We start from the raw sequence: 18,877 nt of genomic DNA, 5'->3' as shown, positions 1-18,877 counted from the left end.
CCCAAGGAGACAGCCCGCCATGAACGCCACGCACGCCACCCACGCCACCCACGCCACCCACGTCATCACCAACCAGGTCCCGGAGCTCAAGGACTACAACCTCTACACCAGCGACCCCGGCATCCGCCGCGCGGTTGCACGCGCCGGCGCGGGATGGAACGAGGGGGAACTCGAACGCCAGGGCGCGGTGCTCGGTGCCGAGCAAACGATCCGGCATGCCGAAGATGCCAACCGCCATCATCCCGAGTTGCACACACACTCGCGCATCGGCGAGCGCATCGACCAGGTGCGTTTTCACCCGGGGTGGCAGGCGCTCATGACCATTGCGCGCCGCAGCGGGCTGGCCAACCTGCCCTTCGCCGATACGCGCCCCTCGGCCTGGGCGTCCTACGCGGCCTCGCTCTATATGCATAGCCAGATCGAGTCCGGCTCGCTGTGCCCCACCAATATGACCCAGGCCTGCATCCCCGTGCTGCGCAAGGAGCCGGGATTGTTCGCGCAGTTCGGCGACAAGCTGCTGACGCAGGCCTACGACCCGCGCGACCTTCCCATCGAGCACAAACACGCGATCAACGTGGGCATGGGCATGACCGAGAAACAAGGCGGCTCCGACGTGCGCGCCAACACCACGCGCGCCATACCCAGCCGCGGCGAGGGGCGTGGAGCCGAGTACCTGATCACCGGCCACAAGTGGTTCTTCTCCGCGCCGATGTCGGATGCCCACCTGGTGCTGGCGAACACCGAGGCCGGCTCCTCCTGCTTCTTCGTGCCGCGCTGGCGCCCCGACGGCAGCAAGAACCCCATCGAGATCCAGCGCCTGAAGGACAAGGTAGGCAACCGCTCCAACTCCAGCAGCGAAGTCGAGTTCCGCGATGCCTGGGGCATCATGGTCGGCGAGGAAGGCCGCGGCATTCCCACCATCCTGGAGATGGCCACGTATAGCCGGCTTAACTGTTCGCTATCCAGTGCCGGTTTCCTGCGCCAGGCACTGGTGCAGGCCCTGCACTACGCGCGCCACCGCAGCGCCTTCGGCAAGCCGCTGATCCGCCAGCCGCTGATGGTCAGGCTGCTGGCCGACATGGCGCTGGAGGCGGAGGCAGCGATGCTGCTGGCGATGGACCTGGCCACCGCCTTCGAAGCCACCGACGACCCCGCCCGCCTGGCATGGCGCCGCATCCTCACGCCCGCTTCCAAATTCTGGATCTGCAAGCGCGCGGTGGAGATGACCGGCGAGGCCATGGAAGTGTTCGGCGGCAACGGCTATGTGGAAGATGGCCCCATGGGCCGGCTGTTCCGCGAAGCCCCGGTGAACTCGATCTGGGAAGGCTCCGGCAACGTGATGTGCCTGGACGTGCTACGCGCCATCGGCCGCAACCCGGACGACTACCTGCGGGTGCTGGAACACATGAGCGCGGTCGGCGCGGACGAGCCGCGCATCCAGGCCAGCGTGGCGGCATTGCGCGCGGCGCTGCGCCTGCCTGAGGAAGAGCAGCAGGCCGAGGCACGCCGCACCACCACGCGGCTGGTGCTGACCGCCCAGGCCTGCCTGATGCTCCAGCATGCCGACGCAGCCACCGCCGACGCCTTCCTTGCCAGCCGCTTCGACCCCGAATGGGGCGCAGTCATGGGTATCAGCGCGGGCGGGAGCAATGCCGCGCGCATCCTGGAGCTGGCCTGGGCCGCCTGACGCTGGCATGGCATTGCCGCACCGTGGCTGGAATCAAGCCGCGCAGAGCTCCAGCAACTGCTCGTCGCGAAAGCCCCATTGCGCCGGATCCTCGAACCCGACCACGGTGTCCTCCGTCTCGCGCAGATCGAGCGTCTCGGGGCCGAGGTGGGCGGCCTCGCTCACCGAGTAGAACACCTTGACCTGCGGGCGCAGCGGCTCGTTGTCGTTCTGCGCGAAGACCACCGCCAGCCGTCCGGAACGCAAGCGCAGCACCGTGCCCAGCGGATAGATGCCAATGGACCGGGTGAAGGCCTGGAACACGGTACGATCGAACAGCGTATCCACCCGCACCGCCATATACTCCAGCGCCCGCGCTGGCGTCCACGCCTGGTGCCCGGGCCGGTTGGAGGTCAGGGAGTCATAGGCGTTGCACACCGCGGCGATCTTGGCGTGCACGCTGATCTCGTTGCCATGCAGGCCAAACGGGTAGCCGCGCCCGTCGATGCGCTCGTGGTGGTGCATGCAGACATCGAGGGGAATATTGCTGTAGAGCTTGGCCTCATTGAGGACGCGGTAACCCACCGAAGGATGACGCTGCACCATCGCGACCTCGGCGGCGGTCATCTCGCCCTGCTTGTGCAGCACGTGCGTGGGCACGGAAATCTTGCCGATATCGTGCACCAGGCCCGCCAGCCCGAGCTGCTGCACCGCGGCACTATCCAGGCCAAGGGTGCGGCCGAGCGCGATCATCAGCGCGCAAACCGCGAAGGAATGCAGATAGGTGTAGTCGTCCCGCACCTTGAGCCGCGCCAGCGCGATCAGGGCCTGCGAATGGCGGGTCAGCGAATTCGATACGGAGTCGACCAGCATCAGGGCGCCCTCCACCTCCAGCGCCCGGCCCATGCGGGCGTTCGTGAACATCGACCCGACCACCGCCTTGCCGTTCTTCATCACCTCCCGGGCCAGCCCGAACTCCACCTCCAGCGGCACCCCCGACTGCGGCACGGCGCCGGCCGGCTCGTCCGCGACGGGCTTCACGCTCAAGGACCCCGACGCCGCCAGTTGCACGGGCGGCGGCACACCCTTGCCCTTGAGCAGATCGATCCAGACCTCCTCGACCTTGGAGGCGATCATCTGGTCAATCTGCTCCTGGCTGTTCACCAGGAACCGGGAGCGCCAGAAGGGATGCTCCAGCCATGGCCCCCCCACCCTGGCCACGAACATTCCGACTTGAAGCTGTTGGGTCTTGATCCGTTTCAGCATGCCAGCTCCTCGCGTACAGATTGAATAAGGCGTGGCCGCTTAACGGCGAGGAGACGAAATACTTTAGGGCTGACGGGCATTCCCTTGGCCCCGCCCGGGCAGGCAAATAGCACTTCAACGCTTCAACCCTTACCCTGCGGCCGCTTGGCGGCAGGTTTCGGCGCGGCTTCCGCCTCCCCGGCCTGGGCGGACTTCATGAAGCTGCTTTCGCTGGTCATCACGCCGACGATCCGCGCGAGCTGGCGGCTGAGGCTGATGTAGGCGTGGCCCATGCGGGCATCGAAGTACAGCGAGTCGCCGCGCGCCAGATGCACCCGTTCGCCGCCGTCGAAATGCACCTCGATCTCGCCGGAGAGTACGTACACGAACTCCTCCCCGGGATGGCGCGCGAAATCCTCGGGCCCCGCGATACGGCGCGCGTGCACGGTGCTGACCACCGGAATCATCTGCTTTCCCACCGCCTCGGTACCGAGGAATTCATAGGAAAACGACACGCCCCGATAGGTCACGCCCTCGCCGGCCCGCGTCACGACGGGTCCCTGGAATGGCGCAGTCTTCGCGCCGGCGCCCGCGAACATCGAGCCCATATCCATCCGCAGCGCCTTGCCCAGCGCGGCAAAATTCTCGTAGCCCAATGCCAGCTGCCCGCGCTCCGCGCGCGAGATGGTGGTGATCGACACGCCCGACAGCTCGGCCAGATGTGCCAGCGTCCAGCCAAAGGCCTTGCGCGCACTGCGCAGACGCTTGCCAAAGGTCTCGCGGTCGAGCGTGCGCGACTCTTCGCTATCGTCGCTGCCGCGCCCCGGGGCGATGTGTGTTTTCAAGCCTGCGTCCTTTTTTCCGTTGGAGCGGATGCTATCAGACGGCGCAGCCGGGTACATCCCATGCCGCTCACTTTAGTGCAAAATTTGCGTATCCGCAATTTGCATATTCGCAAATTCTTGAATACACTCACTCGCATTCCAAAGCACCAGCGCCCCACGAGCGCGCTCAGCCCCACCACCATCATGCGCACAACTCACGCTGCTTCGCCGATCTCAGCCGACTACCTCGTCATCGGGGGTGGCATTGCCGGCGCGTCCGTCGCGCACTGGCTCGCGCCGCATGGCCGCGTCATCGTGCTCGAGCGCGAGGCCCAGCCTGGCTACCACTCGACCGGCCGCTCGGCGGCACTCTTCATGGAGAGCTATGGCACCCAGCAGGTACGCGCGCTGACCATGGCAAGCCGCGCTTTCCTGCAGGACCCGCCGCCGGGCTTTGCCTCGCATCCGCTGCTCACGCCGCGCGGCGCGCTCATGATCGCCGGCCCCGGACAATTGCCGCTGCTCGAAGCGCACTGGGACGTGCTGCGCGCCATGGACCCCGATGCGCGCCGCCTGAGCGCCGAGCAAGCACGCGAGCGCGTGCCGGCGCTGCGGCCAGAACAGGTGTTGGGCGCCGTGTATGAGCCCAACGCCTCGGACATGGATGTGCATGCCATCCACCAAGGCTATCTGCGCGGCATGCGCCAGGCCGGCGGCAAGCTGGTGTGCGATGCCGAAGCCAGCGCCATTGCGCGCGTGCGGGACCACTGGCGCGTGGAGGCGGGCGGGGCGGTATATGAAGCGCCCGTGCTGCTCAACGCAGCCGGCGCCTGGGTCGACGCCATTGCGCGGCTGGCCGGCGTGCAGCCGCTGGGAATCGAGCCTCGCCGCCGCTCCGCGTTCATCTTCGCGCCGCCCGCGGACATGGACACGGACCACTGGCCCATGGTCTTCGGCGCCGACGAGGACTGGTACTTCAAGCCCGATGCCGGCATGTTGCTGGGCTCGCCGGCCAATGCCGATCCGGTCGAGCCGCAGGACATCCAGCCCGAGGAAATGGATATCGCGCTCGCCATCCACCGCATCGAGGAAGCCACCTCGCTGTCGATCCGCCGCCCCACCCGCACCTGGGCCGGACTGCGCTCCTTCGTCGCCGACGGCGACCTGGTCGGCGGCTTTGACGACGCGGTACCCGGCTTCTTCTGGGTCGCTGGCCAGGGCGGCTATGGCATCCAGACTTCGGCCGCCATGGGCGAAACCTGCGCCGCGCTTGCGCGCGGCTTGCCCGTGCCCGCGCATCCCGCATCGTTCGGCCTGACCGCCGAGATGCTGGGGCCCGCGCGGCTGCGCCGCCTGGCTGGCTCGACCTGAATCGCGTCCCCCCCCAAAATCGCCAATCGCCAATCGCCAAATTGACCAGGAGTTCACCACCGTGCGTGTCTTCAGTGCCTCCCTCGCCACCGAAACCAACACCTTCGGGCCGATGCCGACAGGCCTCGCGTCCTTCAGGGACCGCGGCTACTTCCCGGCCGGCCAGCATCCCGAGCAGATGACGTTCTTCTCCGGCCCGCTGTGGGCCGCCCGGCTGCGCGGCAAGGAGCGCGGCTGGCAGTTGTCCGAAGGCATGGTAGCCGGCGCGCAGCCCAGCGGCACGACCACGCGCCATGCCTACGAAACCCTGCGCGAGGAGCTGCTGGCGGACCTGCGCGCCGCGCTGCCCGTGGACATGGTGCTGCTAGGCCTGCACGGCGCGATGGTGGCCGATGGCTACGACGACTGCGAAGGCGACTTGCTGCAGCGCGTGCGCGCCATCGTCGGGCCGGAGGTGGTGATCGGCGCGGAACTCGATCCGCACAGCCACCTGACGCCGGAGATGGTGGCGCTCGCCGACGTGCTGATCGCCTTCAAGGAATACCCGCACACCGACGTGCTGGAGCGCGCCCTGGAACTGGTCGACCTGTGCGCGGCCAAGGTGCAAGGCAAGGTCCGCCCCGTGGCTGCCGTGGTCGACTGCGAGATGATCGTTACCGTTCATACCTCGCGCGAGCCGGCGCGCGGCTTCGTGGACCGCATCCAGTCGCTGGAAGGCCGCGACGGCGTGCTGTCGGTCTCCATTGCCCACGGCTTCTCGTGGGGAGACGTGCCCGGCATGGGCACCAAGGTGCTGGTCTACACCGATGGCAACCAGGCCCAGGCCGATGCGCTGGCCCGCCAGCTGGCCGACGAGCTGATCGGCATGCGCGAGGCGCTCACGGTGCGCTATCCGGACATCGACACCTCGCTCGACGAGGCCCTGGCCTTCGACGGCGGCCCGGTGGTGCTGGCAGACGGCGCCGACAATCCCGGGGGCGGCGCGGCGAGCGACTCCACCTTTATCCTGCGCCGCATGATCGAGCGCGGCATCGCCAACGCCGCCGTCGGCCCGCTGTGGGACCCGATCGCGGTGCGCATCGCCTTTGACGCGGGTGTGGGCGCGCGCCTGGCGATGCGCATCGGCGGCAAGATCAGCCCGCTCTCGGGTGATCCGCTGGACCTGGACTGCACGATCAAGGCCTTGCTGCCCAACATGGTGATGACCGGCCTGTCGAACACGCCGGTGCAGATGGGCGATTGCGCGCTGGTGGAAGCCAACGGCATCGACATCGTGCTGATCACCCTGCGCAACCAGGCGATGGGCACGGATCTGTTCACGCAACTGGGCTGCGACCTCGCGCGCAAGAAGATCATCGTCGTGAAGTCCTCGCAACATTTCTACGCCTCGTTCTCGACGGTGGCCAGGCACGTGATCTACGCAGGCGCCCCCGGCGCCGTGACGCTCGACCTCACGACGCTGCCCTACCGCAAGGTGCCCCGGCCCAAGTGGCCGCTCGACGCAGCGGCGGCCTGAGCGCCGCGCGCCGGTTCGCAACGGCTACAACCATAACAAAGACAACAAAAAAGGAGACCCGTCCATGAAACTGAATCCCACCCTGCGCACCGCTCTCGCGGCGAGCGTGCTCGCCCTGGCCAGCGTCAGCCTTCCCGTGCTGGCGCAGACCAAGACGCTCAAGGTCGTGGCCCATGCCGACCTGAAGATCCTCGACCCGACTTTCACCACCGCCTACATCACGCGCAACTTCGGCTACATGGTCTACGACACGCTGTTCGCGCAGGACGCGAGCGGCAAGCCACAACCGCAGATGGTGGAAAAGTACAGCAGTGCCAAGGACGGCAAGCAGTGGAGCTTCACCCTGCGCCCCGGCCTCAAGTTCTCGGATGGCAGCGCGGTCACCGCGGCCGACGCCGTCGCATCGCTGCAGCGCTGGGGCGCGCGCGACAGCCTGGGCCGCGCCATGGGTGACGCTGGCGCCGAATGGAAGGCGCTCGACGCCCGCAGTTTCACGCTCACGCTCAAGGAACCCTTTGGCATGGTGCTCGATGCGCTGGCCAAGCCATCGGGCTTTCCGCCGGTGATCCTGCCGGAGCGCCTGGCCAGGATGCCCGCCACCGCGCCGCTGCCCGAGGTGATGGGCTCCGGCCCCTTCGTCTTCAAGCGCGACGAATGGGTACCGGGCAACAAGGCGGTCTTCGTGCGCAACCCGAACTACGTCGCGCGCAGCGAACCGGCGAGCGGTCTCGCCGGCAGCAAGAAGAGCCAGTTCGACCGCGTGGAATGGCTCTACCTGCCGGATGCCAACAGCGCCATCGCGGCGCTCAAGCGTGGCGAAGTCGACCTGGTGGAGCAGGTGCCGCCGGACTACATCGCCCCGCTGCGTGCCGACACCAGCGTCAAGATCGGCTCGGGCGGCGCCTATCAGGGTGTACTGGTGATGAACCAGCTCCATCCGCCTTTCAATAACCCGAAGGTCCGCCAGGCCTTCCTGCAGGCGGTGAGCCAGGAACGCTTCACCGCGGCCATGGGCTATCCACTGGATATGCGCATGAACTACTGCGCCACCTATTTCATCTGCGGCAGCCCCAACGATACGACGGCCGGCGCCGAGCCGTACCGCAAGGCCGACCTGGCGCGCGCCAAGCAGTTGCTCGGCACGGCCGGATACAAGGGCGAGAAGGTGGTGGTGCTGGTGCCCACCGACGTGCCCCAGCTCAACGCCGAGGCCCTGATGGCAGCGCAGACCATGCGCAGCATGGGCATGAACGTGGACATGCAGAACATGGACTGGGCATCCATCGGTGCGCGCCGCGCCAAGCGCGATGCGCCCRAGGCCGGCGGCTGGAGCGTGTACGTGACAGTGGCGGGCGAGTTCGATTCGAATTCGCCGATCACCAACGCTTACCTCAGCGCCGCCTGCGGCAACAGCCTGCCGGGCTGGCCCTGCGACAAGCCGCTCGATGCGCTACGCACCGCCTGGATCCGCGAGACCGTCCCGGCCAAGCGCAAGGAATTGCTCGATGCCTTCCAGAAGCGCGCCTATGAGGCCGTGCCCTATGTGAATGCCGGCCAGTACTCGGCGGCCTTCGCGGCGCGCGCCAGCCTCAAGGGCGTCGACAAGCTGTGGGCTGGCATGCCCACGGTCTGGATGCTCGACAAGTAAAAACGACGAACGACGAACGAAAAACGAAGAACGACCCACCGAGGAGACACGACGATGGGCTACCTGCTCCGACGCCTGGCAGCGACGCTACCCGTGATGGCGGTGGTCGCCATCGTGGTATTCCTGCTGATCCACTTGTCGCCGGGCGACCCGGCCGCACTGATCGCGGGCGACCTTGCCACGGTCGACGACATCGCCAGACTGCGTGGCGCGCTGGGCCTGGACCTGCCGCTGTGGCGGCAGTTCGTGCTGTGGCTCGGCCGGCTCGCCACCGGCGATCTCGGCACCTCGATCTTCACCCAGGTGCCGGTGGCCCGGTTGCTGGCGCAGCGGCTGGAACCCACAGCCTCCATTGCCGCGCTGACCATGCTGCTGACCTTGCTGGTCGCGGTGCCGCTGGGCACGCTTGCGGCCTACCGCGCCGGCAGCTGGATCGACCGGCTGGTGATGCTGTTCGCGGTGCTGGCGTTTTCGCTGCCGGTGTTCCTGGTGGGCTACCTGCTGGTCTATGCCTTCGCCATCCAGCTACCGTGGTTTCCGGTGCAGGGTTATGCGCGCTTGGCCGACGGCATCGGCGAATGGCTGCGCAGCCTGGTCCTGCCCTGCGTCAACCTGGCGCTGGTCTATATCGCGCTGGTGACGCGCATGACGCGCGCCACCGTGCTTGAGGTGCTGCACGAGGACTACATCCGCACTGCGCGCGCCAAAGGCCTGGGCGTGCTGCCGGTGCTGGGCCATGCGCTGCGCAACGCGGCAATTCCGATCGCCACCACCATCGGCATGGGCATCGCACTGCTGATCGGCGGCGTAGTCGTCACCGAGACGGTGTTCGCGATTCCCGGCGTCGGCCGCCTGGTGGTCGACTCGGTGCAGCGCCACGATTACCCGGTGATCCAGAGCGTGCTGTTGATCTCGGCCGGCGTCTACGTGCTGATCAACCTGATGATCGACCTGAGCTACCGCCTGTTCGATCCGCGCATCAAGTACTGACATCCGGTACCAACCCCATCCTTGCCGCGAGACCTGCCACCATGTCCACCTCCCTGCCCGTGACCGATGGCGCCGCCCCCAGCGCGGCGGTGCCTCAGGACACTCCGTTCGTGCTGCCGCGCTGGCACTGGGCGCGCAAGCACCCCACGCTGATCGTCGGCGCGCTGTTGCTGGCCGCGATTGCCGCGCTCTCCATCGGCGCGCCCTGGATCGCCACCTTCGATCCCCAGGATATCGATCCGCTGGCGCGCATGCAGCCGCCTTCGGCCGAGCACTGGTTCGGCACCGACGCGCTGGGCCGCGATGTGTTCAGCCGCGCGGTCTGGGGCGGGCGCGTCTCGATGGTCGTCGGCCTTTCGGTCGGCCTGCTTGCGACCGTCTTTGGCGTGCTGCTCGGCCTCGCTGCGGGCTTCGTGCGCTGGGCCGATTCCTTCGTGATGCGCGTGATGGACGGCTTGATGGCCATCCCCGGCATCTTGCTGGCGATCGCGCTGATGGCCGTCACGCAAGCCAGCCTCACGGCCGTGATCGTCGCCATCACCATCCCCGAGGTCCCGCGCGTGGTGCGGCTGGTGCGCTCGCTGGCGCTCACGCTGCGCGAGCAGCTCTACGTCGAGGCCGCACATGCGGTGGGCACCCGCCTGCCGGTGATCCTGGCGCGCCATGTGGTGCCCAACATGGTGGCGCCGCTGATCGTGCAGGCCACCTTCGTGGCCGCCGCCGCCGTGCTGACGGAAGCGGCCCTGTCCTTCCTCGGCGTCGGCGTGCCCGGGCAGACACCGAGCTGGGGAAACATGATGGCTGAGGGCCGCAACTTCGTGGCGGTGGCGTTCCATATCATCCTTTACCCCGGCATCCTGCTGGCCGCGACGGTGCTGGCGATCAACCTGCTGGGCGACGGCTTGCGAGACGCGCTCGATCCGCGCCTGGCGCGGCAACTCTGAAGGGGGACTCACCAATGACGACAACAATGTCCCGCGTTGCCCTGGCCACCGGGGAGCCGCTGCTCGAAGTGGACGACCTGCACACCCATTTCGACACGCTCACCGGCCCGGCCCGCTCGGTCAACGGCGTCTCGTACACCGTGCGCGCCGGCCAGACGCTTGGCGTGGTCGGCGAGTCCGGCTGCGGCAAAAGCGTGACCGCGCTGTCGATCATGCGGCTGCTGCCCACGCCGCCGGCGCGCATCCGCGGCGCCGTGCGGCTGCGCGGCACCGACCTGCTGCAACTCAGCGAGCGCGAGATGCGCCGCATCCGCGGCAACCGTGTCTCGATGATCTTCCAGGAGCCGATGACCTCGCTGAACCCGGTGCTCACGATCGGCCGGCAGATTACCGAGACGGTGCAGCTGCACCAAGGCGCAAGCCGTGCCGATGCGCTGAAGCGCGCGGTGGAAATGCTGCGGCTGGTGCAGATCCCCGAGCCCGAGCGCCGCGTCAACGARTACCCGCACCAGCTCTCCGGCGGCATGCGCCAGCGCGTGATGATCGCGCTGGCGCTGGCCTGCAACCCCGAAGTGCTGATCGCCGACGAGCCCACCACCGCGCTCGACGTCACCATCCAGGCCCAGATCCTGGACCTGATCCGCCGCCTGCAGAAAGAGCTGGGCATGGGTGTGGTGATGATCACGCACGACCTCGGCGTGGTGGCGGAATGCTGCGACCGCGTAATCGTGATGTACGCCGGGCGCAAGGTCGAGGACGCCAGCGTCATCGACCTGTTCGACCGCCCGCTGCACCCCTACACCCGCGCGCTGATGGCCTCGATGCCCTCGATGAACACCAGCAGCCAGCGCCTGGCCGAAATCCCCGGGCTGGTGCCATCGCCGCAGGAAGCGCGCCGCGGCTGCGCGTTCGCGGCACGCTGCCCGCATGCCGACACGCGCTGCGCGCGCGAAATCCCGCAACTCACGCGCCACGGCGCAGACCATGCTGTCGCCTGCTTCGCGATCGAGGAAGGCCGCATCGAATGCAACCAGCCAGCCCAGGAAGCCATCGCATGAGCACCCCCACTGCCCCGCATTTACCCCTGCTCAAGGTCGACCGGCTCAAGAAGCACTACATCGCGCCGCAGCGCTGGCTGGCACCGCGCAAGCCGCCCATCCAGGCGGTGGACGGCGTGTCTTTCACCGTCGAGCGGGGCGAGACGCTCTCGCTGGTCGGCGAATCCGGCTGCGGCAAGACCACCACCGCCAAGTCGGTGCTGCGTCTGGTCGAGCCCACCTCCGGCTCGGTGCAGCTCGATGGCGAGGAGCTGCTGGGCCTGTCGGCAAACGCCATGCGCCTGCGCCGGCGGGATCTGCAGATCATCTTCCAGGACCCCTACGCTTCGCTAAGCCCGCGCCTGACGGCTGGCGAGATCGTCAGCGAGCCGCTGCGCAACTTCGGCATGCATTCGCGTGCCGAGCGCAGCGAACGCGTGCAGTGGCTGTTCAGCAAGGTCGGGCTGCGCCCGGAGGCGGCCAAGAAATTCCCGCACGAATTCTCGGGCGGCCAGCGGCAGCGGCTGGGCATCGCGCGCGCGCTCGCGCTCAACCCCAAGCTGATCGTTTGCGACGAGCCGGTGTCGGCGCTCGACGTCTCGGTGCAGGCGCAGGTGGTCAACCTGCTGATGGACCTGCAGGCCGAACTCGGCATCGCCTACCTGTTCGTCGCGCACGATCTTGCCGTGGTGCGCCATATCAGCCACCGGGTCGCTGTGATGTACCTCGGCCAGATCGTGGAGCTAGCCGACCGCGACACCTTGTTCAGCGCGCCGCGCCACCCGTACACGGAGATCCTGCTGTCCGCGGTGCCAGTGCCCAATCCGCGCACGCCGGCCCGGCGCCTGCTGCTGCAAGGCGACCCGCCGAGCCCGGCCAGCCCGCCGTCGGGCTGCCGCTTTCACACGCGCTGCCCGCTGGCGCAAGCCGTATGCAAGGAACAGTCACCCGCCCTCACCGAACGGCCCTCCGCCGGCGGTGGGCATCAGGTAGCCTGCCACTTCCGCTGACCCGCTGACCCGCTGACCGACTCGCTGCAAACCAAAAAAAGGAACCCGATGTCCAACCCTGATTCCACGCACTACGACCTGCTGATCTCTGGCGGCACCGTGATCGACGGCAGCAAGGCCCCCCGCTTTGCCGCCGATATCGGCGTGCGCGGCGGCCGCATCGCGGCGATCGGCAACCTGACCGGGCACACGGCCGACCGCACGCTGGACGCGGCGGGCCAGATCGTCTCCCCCGGCTTCATCGATGCGCACACGCATGACGACCAGGCCGTGCTGTCGCAGGCCACCATGCCCTTCAAGGTCTCGCAGGGCGTCACCACCGTGATCGCCGGCAACTGCGGCATCAGCGCCGCCCCGTTGCGCGCGGACATGGACCTGCCCATGCCGCTGAGCCTGATCGACTCGCCGGCCGAGGGCCGCTTCACCACCTTCGCGGCTTACCTCGATGCGCTGCGCGCCACGCCAAGCTCCGTCAACGTGGCGGCGATGGTCGGGCATTCGACCTTGCGCGCGGTCACCATGCCGGCGCTCGACCGGCCCGCCAGCGCCGAAGAGATTGCCGCCATGCGGGCACTGGTCGAGGAAGCCATGCAGGCCGGCGCAATCGGCCTGTCGACCGGCACCTTCTACCCGCCCGCCGCCAAGGCAACGACCGAGGAAATCATCGAGGTCTGCCGGCCACTCAGCGCGCGCAAGGCGCTGTACGTGACGCATATGCGCGACGAGTCCGACCATGTCATGCAGTCGCTGGAAGAGACCTTCCGCATTGGCCGCGAGCTCGACGTGCCGGTGGTGGTGTCGCACCACAAGGTGCAGAACACGGCGAACTTCGGCAGGAGCCAGGTCACGCTGCCATTCATCCGTGAAACCATGAAGCACCAGTGCGTCTCGCTCGACTGCTACCCGTACACGGCCGGCTCCACCATGATCCGCACCGACCGCGGCATGCTCGAAGGCCGGGTGCTGATCTCCGCCAGCCAGCCGCACCCCGAATGCGCGGGCCGCGATCTCGACGACATCGCCAGGGAATGGGGCGTGGCCAAGGACGAGGCGGCGCGCCGCCTGCAACCCGGCAGCGCGGTCTACTTCCTGATGGACGAAAACGACGTCCAGCGCATCCTCGCCTTCGACGACACCATGATCGGCTCCGACGGCATTCCCGTTGGCGAAAGCCCGCATCCGCGCCTGTGGGGCACCTTCCCACGCGTACTCGGCCACTATTGCCGCGAGATCGGGCTGTTCCCGCTCGAAACGGCGGTCTGGAAGATGACCGGGCTGACGGCGCGCAACTTCGGCCTGCATCAGCGCGGCACGCTGGAGGTGGGCCACCATGCCGATATCGTCGTCTTCAATGCCGAGAACGTGCGCGATGCCGCCAGCTACGAAACCCCCACCCGCCCGGCCGAAGGCATCGACACCGTGATCGTCAACGGCGCCATTACCTGGCAGCACGGCGCGCACAGAGGCGCGCGCAACGGGCAGGTCATCACACGGCAGGCACGGCAGGACTAGCCGGCGCGATGGATTGCCAGCCGGCCCCTGCCGGGGCCGCTGGCCGCACCGCTATCGCCCAGGCGGGGACTTGTCAACCCGTCTAAATTATCCGGCCAATGCCCTCGGACATTCAGCCCAGGGCCCCGCCGCACGGCTACAATGGCGCGCCACACGCTTGCCGTTCACACCATGTCCACAACGTACACGCTTGTCGGAATTGCGCGCGCCAAGGCTCACCGCCGTGAGGTCCTGGTTGCCAAGCTGGCCGCACTGCGCCTGCGCGGCGCCATGGAACCCGGCTGCCTGCGCTACCACGTGGGAGAAGACGCCGAGGATGCCGAGGTGTTTGTGCTCTATATGGAGTGGAATTCCAGGCATGCGCTGGAATCGCACCTCAACAGCGAATATGTGCGTGACTTTCACGCCACCCGACAGGAATTTCTTGAGGGCGACATCAATTTCCGGTGGCTGAACGCTGCCTGACGGCCACCCTGGTGCCGCTATCCCAAAGTAACGTAAAGCCCGCTTTTCCAGCTGAAGCCGAACCCGTCCGCGATGCGGGTTTCCCGGCACGCCTTGTCATTCCCCCAACGCCGATCTATCACTTTGAGTGACGCTCCAACACATCCGGAGCGCAACACCCGGAGTGCATCATGGACGTCAAGGATGGATTCGTCGGCACCATCGGCCATACACCGCTGATCCGGCTGGCAGGCTTGAGCGAGGAGACCGGCTGCGAAATCCTCGGCAAGGCTGAGTTCCTGAATCCGGGCGGCTCGGTCAAGGACCGGGCGGCGCTCTACATCATCCGCGACGCCGAGCGGCGCGGCGCGCTCAAGCCCGGCGGAACCGTGGTGGAAGGCACCGCCGGCAATACCGGCATCGGCCTGGCGCATCTCTGCGCCGCGCGCGGCTACCGCTGCATCGTGGTGATCCCCGACACCCAGTCCCCGGAAAAAATGGACCGCCTGCGGCTGCTCGGCGCCGAGGTGCACCCGGTGCCCGCAGCGCCCTACGCCGACCCCAACAACTACCAGAGGGTGGCCGGACGCCTGGCCCAGGAGACGGAAAACGCCATCTGGGCGAACCAGTTCGACAACCTGGCCAACCGCCAGGCGCACTACGAAACCACTGGTCCGGAAATCTGGCACGACACCGCCGGCAAGGTTGATGCCTTTGTCTGTGCCACCGGCACTGGCGGCACGCTGGCCGGCGTCGCGCGTTTCCTGAAGGAGAAGGAGCGCAACCCGCCCGTGCGCATCGTGCTGGCCGATCCGCACGGCAGCGGGCTGTATGACTTCGTCAAGCACCGCGAGGTCAAGGCCAAGGGCAACTCCATCACCGAGGGGATCGGCTCCAGCCGCGTCACGGCCAACCTGGCGGACACCCCGATCGACGATGCGGTCCGGATCGACGACCAGGCTTGCGTCGACATGGTTTACCGGCTGCTGCGCGAGGAAGGCTTATGGGTGGGTGGTTCGTCCGGCATCAACGTGGCGGCGGCGGCCTGGCTGGCCCGCGAGATGGGGCCGGGCCACACCATCGTTACCCTGCTGTGCGACCGCGGCGACCTGTATGCCGGGCGCCTGTTCAATGCGGACTGGCTGGCGGCCAAGGGGCTGACGCCGCAGCCCGTCGTGTCACGGCACGCGGCGCAGCCGTGACACGGCTACGGCGCCTCTTTCAGGCGCCGCCACAGGGTCGTGGCGCTGATGCCTAACTGATGGCACGCGGCGGCACGGTTGCCCCCGCATTCCGCCAGCACGCGCCGGATATGCTCGGCCTGACTGGCGCGCGCCACGCCTGCGAGCGAGCCGGCCTCAGTCGAATCGTCACCTCCCGTACCTCCCGCACTACCCTTAGCCGCCGCGCTGCGCAAGCCGCCAGCCAGCGGCGCAGGATCACCTTGCGGCTCCGGGCCAAACAACTCCGGCGCCGCCGCCTGCAATTCATTAAGCAAATCCCGGGGTGCCAGCTTGCGCCCCGCCACCAGCACGGCAATGCGTTCGGTCACGTTTTCCAGCTCGCGGATATTGCCCGGCCAGGCATAGCCCGCCAGTCTCGCCCGCACCGCTTGCGGCAGCGGCTGCGGCGCCGGCTGCCCCAGGCGCTCCTGGGCACGGCGGTACAGCAGTTCCGCCAGCTCGGGCAGGTCGCCGGCGCGCTCGCGCAGCGGCGGCATCTCGATGCGCAGGATATTGAGGCGGTAGTAGAGATCCTGGCGGAAGCTGCCCTGCCGGACCAGTTCGCCCAGGTTGCGGTGCGTGGCGGCGATCACCCGCACGTTGACCGGCACGGCATCCAGGCCGCCGATCGGCAGTACCTGTTTTTCCTGCAGCACGCGCAGCAAACGGGTCTGCAGCGCGGGCGGCATATCGCCCACCTCGTCCAGGAACAGCGTGCCATTGTGGGCGGACTCGAACAAGCCCGCCTTGCCGCCGCGGCGTGCGCCGGTAAAGGCGCCCTCTTCGTAGCCGAACAGCTCGCTTTCCAGCAGGGTCTCGGGGAACGCCGCGCAATTGACCGCCACGAACGGGAATACGCGGCGCGGGCTGGCGTCGTGCATGCCCTGGGCCAGCACCTCCTTGCCGGTGCCGCTTTCACCGCCCACCAGCACGGTGGAATCCACCGCCGCATAGCGCCGCGCCAGTTCGCGCAGGTGATGCATGGCCGGGGATGCGCCAGCGAGGTCGTCCAGGCTGTAGCGCACGCCAGCCGGCCGCGCGCGGCTGCGCGAGCGCAGGTTGCGGTCGACCCGATGGATGGCATTGGCATCCTGCAGCGTCAGCACCGCGCCGGTGGCGCCGCTCTCGGTGACGATGGGGATGCGGTTGACCACCACCATCTTGTCGCCAAGCTTGTGGATGGCTTCGAGCTCCTTGCTGCCGCTTTGCATCACGCCATCGAGCGAGAGCGCGGGGGCCAGCGCTTGCAGCTTGCGGCCCAGCGCGGCGGCCGGCGCCGTGCCGAGAAAACGCTCCATGGCCGGGTTGTAAGTCTGGATGCGCCCGTCCGCGTCGACCGCGGCCACGCCTTCGTTCAGGTGAGCCAGGATCGTGTTGACGTAGTCGCGCCGGCCGGACTCGATGCGGCGCAAGCGAGCCGCTTCGATCACATCCTCCAGCGCACCCCGCACGGAATTGCCTGAGTACAGGAACACGCCGATCAGGCCGATCTTGTCCGCCAGGTCGGTCACCATGCCCGGCCCCACCACCACCTTCACGCCCTCTTGCTTGAGGGCCTTCACGCGGGCGGCGGCATCGTCCTCGGTCAGGTACGTGTAGGCCGGGATGGACAGCGAAAAAGACCGCACGAATTCGTCCACCTCCGGATAGGTGGCGGCGTGTGTCACCAGCGCCACCTTCGGCGAGATGCGCCGCGCCGTCGCCAGCGCGCTCATGACATCGAAGCCGGTCACCTTGACCAGCACCACGGGCACATCGACGTGCTGGCGCAGATAGGCGCCATTGGAGCCGCCCGCCACCACGGCATCGAGCCTGCCCTCGCGCGCTTCGCGGGCGACGGCGCTCGCCGCCGCCGCGTAGCCTTTGCCCACGATGCGGAACTCGGCCTGCGCGGCGTAGGCCGGGATCAGGTCGGCAAAGGCCCGGGACAGGCGGCTGATGCCGATCGCCCAGATCCGCGGGCGGGCCGGCGTGGCGGCGCCGGTGGGGGGAATGGGCGGGAGGATGCCAGATTGCATGGAGACGGAAAACGCTGCAGATACGCCGGATGGCGCTAATGTTGAGATTGTGCGCCCCTACGGATTGCATTTCAATATTGAAATTCCGTTCTTTCAGTTTTGAAATTCATCACGCATCAGCGACGCCACGCGGGGGCCGGCCGCGAAGCCTCGGGAATCGCCGCCAGCCCAGGCCTGGCAAGGGCGCTGCCCTACGCCCGCGCCCCTGCGTGAGGCCCGATGCGCGGCCAAAAACAGGCTGGCACACCCCTTGCGCTTATCAGCCGTCCACTCCTAAAGCGATGATCATGACCTTCTCCACTTCCGACCTCGCCCGCTCCGCCGGCGCCCGCTTCCGCCAGGCCCTGGCCGATGAGCATCCCCTGCAGGTCGTCGGCACGATCAATGCCAACCATGCSCTGCTGGCCAAGCGCGCGGGCTACCGCGCCATCTACCTGTCTGGCGGCGGCGTGGCCGCGGGCTCACTCGGCCTGCCGGACCTGGGCATCTCCAACCTGGACGACGTGCTGACCGACGTGCGCCGCATCACCGACGTGTGCGATGTGCCGCTGCTGGTCGACGTGGACACCGGCTTTGGCGCCTCCGCCTTCAACGTGGCGCGCACCACCAAGTCGCTGATCAAGTTCGGCGCGGGCGCAATGCATATTGAAGACCAGGTCGGCGCCAAGCGCTGCGGCCACCGCCCTGGCAAGGAAATCGTCTCGCAGGGAGAAATGGTCGACCGCATCAAGGCGGCCGTCGATGCCCGTACCGATGAGAACTTCGTCATCATGGCCCGCACCGACGCGCTGGCCGTGGAAGGCCTGGACAAGGCCATCGAGCGGGCCGTGGCCTGCGTGGAAGCCGGCGCCGACGCCATCTTCCCGGAAGCCATGACCGACCTGGCCATGTACCGCAAGTTCGTTGACGCCGTGAAGGTGCCGGTGCTGGCGAACATCACCGAATTTGGCGCTACGCCGCTGTTCACCACCGAGGAACTGGGCGGTGCCGGCGTGTCGATGGTCCTCTACCCGCTGTCGGCCTTCCGCGCCATGAACAAGGCCGCCGAAAACGTGTACGCTGCAATCCGCCGCGACGGCACGCAGCAGAACGTGGTCGATACCATGCAGACGCGCGCCGAGCTGTACGAAAGCATCGGCTATCACGCCTATGAGCAAAAACTGGACGCCCTGTTTGCCCAGGGCAAGGCCAAGTAAGCACATCAGCAGCACCCGAACAGCACACGAGCACAGCAACCCCAAGGAGACTCCCCCATGTCCGAAGCGCAACCGCTAGCCGCCCCGAAGCCGAAGAAATCCGTCGCCCTGTCGGGCGTGACCGCCGGCAATACCGCGCTGTGCACGGTCGGCCGTACCGGCAACGACCTGCACTACCGCGGCTACGACATCCTCGACATCGCCGAGACCTGCGAATTCGAGGAAATCGCCCC

The 18,877-nt window shown here is 67.6% G+C and carries 16 protein-coding genes; 13 read left to right on the top strand and 3 right to left on the bottom strand.

Annotation, left to right across the window (positions count from 1 at the left end; all coding sequences use genetic code 11):
* Positions 1 to 19: 19 nt before the first annotated feature.
* Positions 20 to 1,687 carry an acyl-CoA dehydrogenase family protein gene (locus AC1DQR_RS24375; protein WP_477133951.1) on the top strand — a complete coding sequence of 556 codons (1,668 nt, stop codon included), beginning with the start codon at positions 20 to 22 and terminating at the stop codon, positions 1,685 to 1,687.
* A 33-nt stretch (positions 1,688 to 1,720) separates the two neighbouring features.
* Here AC1DQR_RS24375 and AC1DQR_RS24370 read toward each other — a convergent pair whose 3' ends face one another.
* Together AC1DQR_RS24370 and AC1DQR_RS24365 are read right to left on the bottom strand one after the other, a co-directional pair.
* Entirely contained in the window at positions 1,721 to 2,932 is a 1,212-nt protein-coding gene (locus AC1DQR_RS24370) for a cyclic di-GMP phosphodiesterase (protein ID WP_416048686.1), read from the bottom strand.
* Between the two features lie 122 nt (positions 2,933 to 3,054).
* Positions 3,055 to 3,756, bottom strand: a complete 702-nt coding sequence (locus AC1DQR_RS24365) for a helix-turn-helix domain-containing protein (RefSeq protein WP_416048687.1) — start codon at positions 3,754 to 3,756, stop codon at positions 3,055 to 3,057.
* A gap of 183 nt (positions 3,757 to 3,939) precedes the next feature.
* On the opposite strand from AC1DQR_RS24365, the gene AC1DQR_RS24360 reads away from it, so the two are divergent.
* The 10 genes from AC1DQR_RS24360 to AC1DQR_RS24315 all read left to right on the top strand — a co-directional run bounded on the left by AC1DQR_RS24360 (position 3,940) and on the right by AC1DQR_RS24315 (position 15,409).
* On the top strand, positions 3,940 to 5,106 hold the full coding sequence (locus tag AC1DQR_RS24360) for an NAD(P)/FAD-dependent oxidoreductase (RefSeq protein ID WP_416050491.1): 1,167 nt from the start codon (positions 3,940 to 3,942) through the stop codon (positions 5,104 to 5,106).
* 61 nt (positions 5,107 to 5,167) lie between these two features.
* Complete coding sequence (locus AC1DQR_RS24355; RefSeq protein ID WP_416048688.1) at positions 5,168 to 6,622, top strand: M81 family metallopeptidase; 1,455 nt, start codon at positions 5,168 to 5,170, stop codon at positions 6,620 to 6,622.
* A gap of 64 nt (positions 6,623 to 6,686) precedes the next feature.
* Positions 6,687 to 8,270: an ABC transporter substrate-binding protein gene (locus AC1DQR_RS24350; protein ID WP_477133950.1), complete on the top strand. Its 1,584-nt coding sequence runs from the start codon at positions 6,687 to 6,689 to the stop codon at positions 8,268 to 8,270.
* Positions 8,271 to 8,324: 54 nt separating this feature from the next.
* Complete coding sequence (locus tag AC1DQR_RS24345) at positions 8,325 to 9,260, top strand: ABC transporter permease (protein ID WP_174428592.1); 936 nt, start codon at positions 8,325 to 8,327, stop codon at positions 9,258 to 9,260.
* Between the two features lie 41 nt (positions 9,261 to 9,301).
* Complete coding sequence (locus AC1DQR_RS24340; RefSeq protein ID WP_416048690.1) at positions 9,302 to 10,204, top strand: ABC transporter permease; 903 nt, start codon at positions 9,302 to 9,304, stop codon at positions 10,202 to 10,204.
* Positions 10,205 to 10,218: 14 nt separating this feature from the next.
* Positions 10,219 to 11,262 carry an ABC transporter ATP-binding protein gene (locus AC1DQR_RS24335; RefSeq protein ID WP_416048691.1) on the top strand — a complete coding sequence of 348 codons (1,044 nt, stop codon included), beginning with the start codon at positions 10,219 to 10,221 and terminating at the stop codon, positions 11,260 to 11,262.
* The gene (locus tag AC1DQR_RS24330) at positions 11,259 to 12,251 is read left to right on the top strand and encodes an ABC transporter ATP-binding protein (RefSeq protein WP_416048692.1); all 993 of its coding nucleotides are present in this window, start codon (positions 11,259 to 11,261) and stop codon (positions 12,249 to 12,251) included. The genes AC1DQR_RS24335 and AC1DQR_RS24330 overlap by 4 nt, the downstream gene beginning before the upstream one ends.
* A gap of 48 nt (positions 12,252 to 12,299) precedes the next feature.
* Positions 12,300 to 13,763 (top strand): N-acyl-D-amino-acid deacylase family protein, encoded by a 1,464-nt coding sequence (locus AC1DQR_RS24325; RefSeq protein WP_416048693.1) that lies wholly within the window; start codon positions 12,300 to 12,302, stop codon positions 13,761 to 13,763.
* A 141-nt stretch (positions 13,764 to 13,904) separates the two neighbouring features.
* Positions 13,905 to 14,228: a putative quinol monooxygenase gene (locus tag AC1DQR_RS24320; protein ID WP_253931705.1), complete on the top strand. Its 324-nt coding sequence runs from the start codon at positions 13,905 to 13,907 to the stop codon at positions 14,226 to 14,228.
* A 170-nt stretch (positions 14,229 to 14,398) separates the two neighbouring features.
* On the top strand, positions 14,399 to 15,409 hold the full coding sequence (locus AC1DQR_RS24315; protein ID WP_477133949.1) for a cysteine synthase A: 1,011 nt from the start codon (positions 14,399 to 14,401) through the stop codon (positions 15,407 to 15,409).
* Positions 15,410 to 15,414: 5 nt separating this feature from the next.
* Here the strand turns inward: AC1DQR_RS24315 and prpR are convergent, their stop codons facing one another.
* Positions 15,415 to 17,448 carry a propionate catabolism operon regulatory protein PrpR gene (gene prpR / locus AC1DQR_RS24310; RefSeq protein WP_477133948.1) on the bottom strand — a complete coding sequence of 678 codons (2,034 nt, stop codon included), beginning with the start codon at positions 17,446 to 17,448 and terminating at the stop codon, positions 15,415 to 15,417.
* 287 nt (positions 17,449 to 17,735) lie between these two features.
* Here prpR and prpB point away from each other — a divergent pair, with 287 nt between their 5' ends.
* Positions 17,736 to 18,644 carry a methylisocitrate lyase gene (gene prpB, locus AC1DQR_RS24305; protein WP_174428721.1) on the top strand — a complete coding sequence of 303 codons (909 nt, stop codon included), beginning with the start codon at positions 17,736 to 17,738 and terminating at the stop codon, positions 18,642 to 18,644.
* Between the two features lie 57 nt (positions 18,645 to 18,701).
* Positions 18,702 to 18,877, top strand: a 176-nt coding sequence (locus AC1DQR_RS24300) for a citrate/2-methylcitrate synthase (RefSeq protein WP_477133973.1), incomplete at its 3' end; no start/stop codon positions are given.

Source organism: Cupriavidus sp. 05L411 (assembly GCF_056398045.1).
The sequence above is the reverse complement of the archived record's forward strand: the minus strand, read 5'-3'. Positions and strand labels throughout refer to the sequence as shown.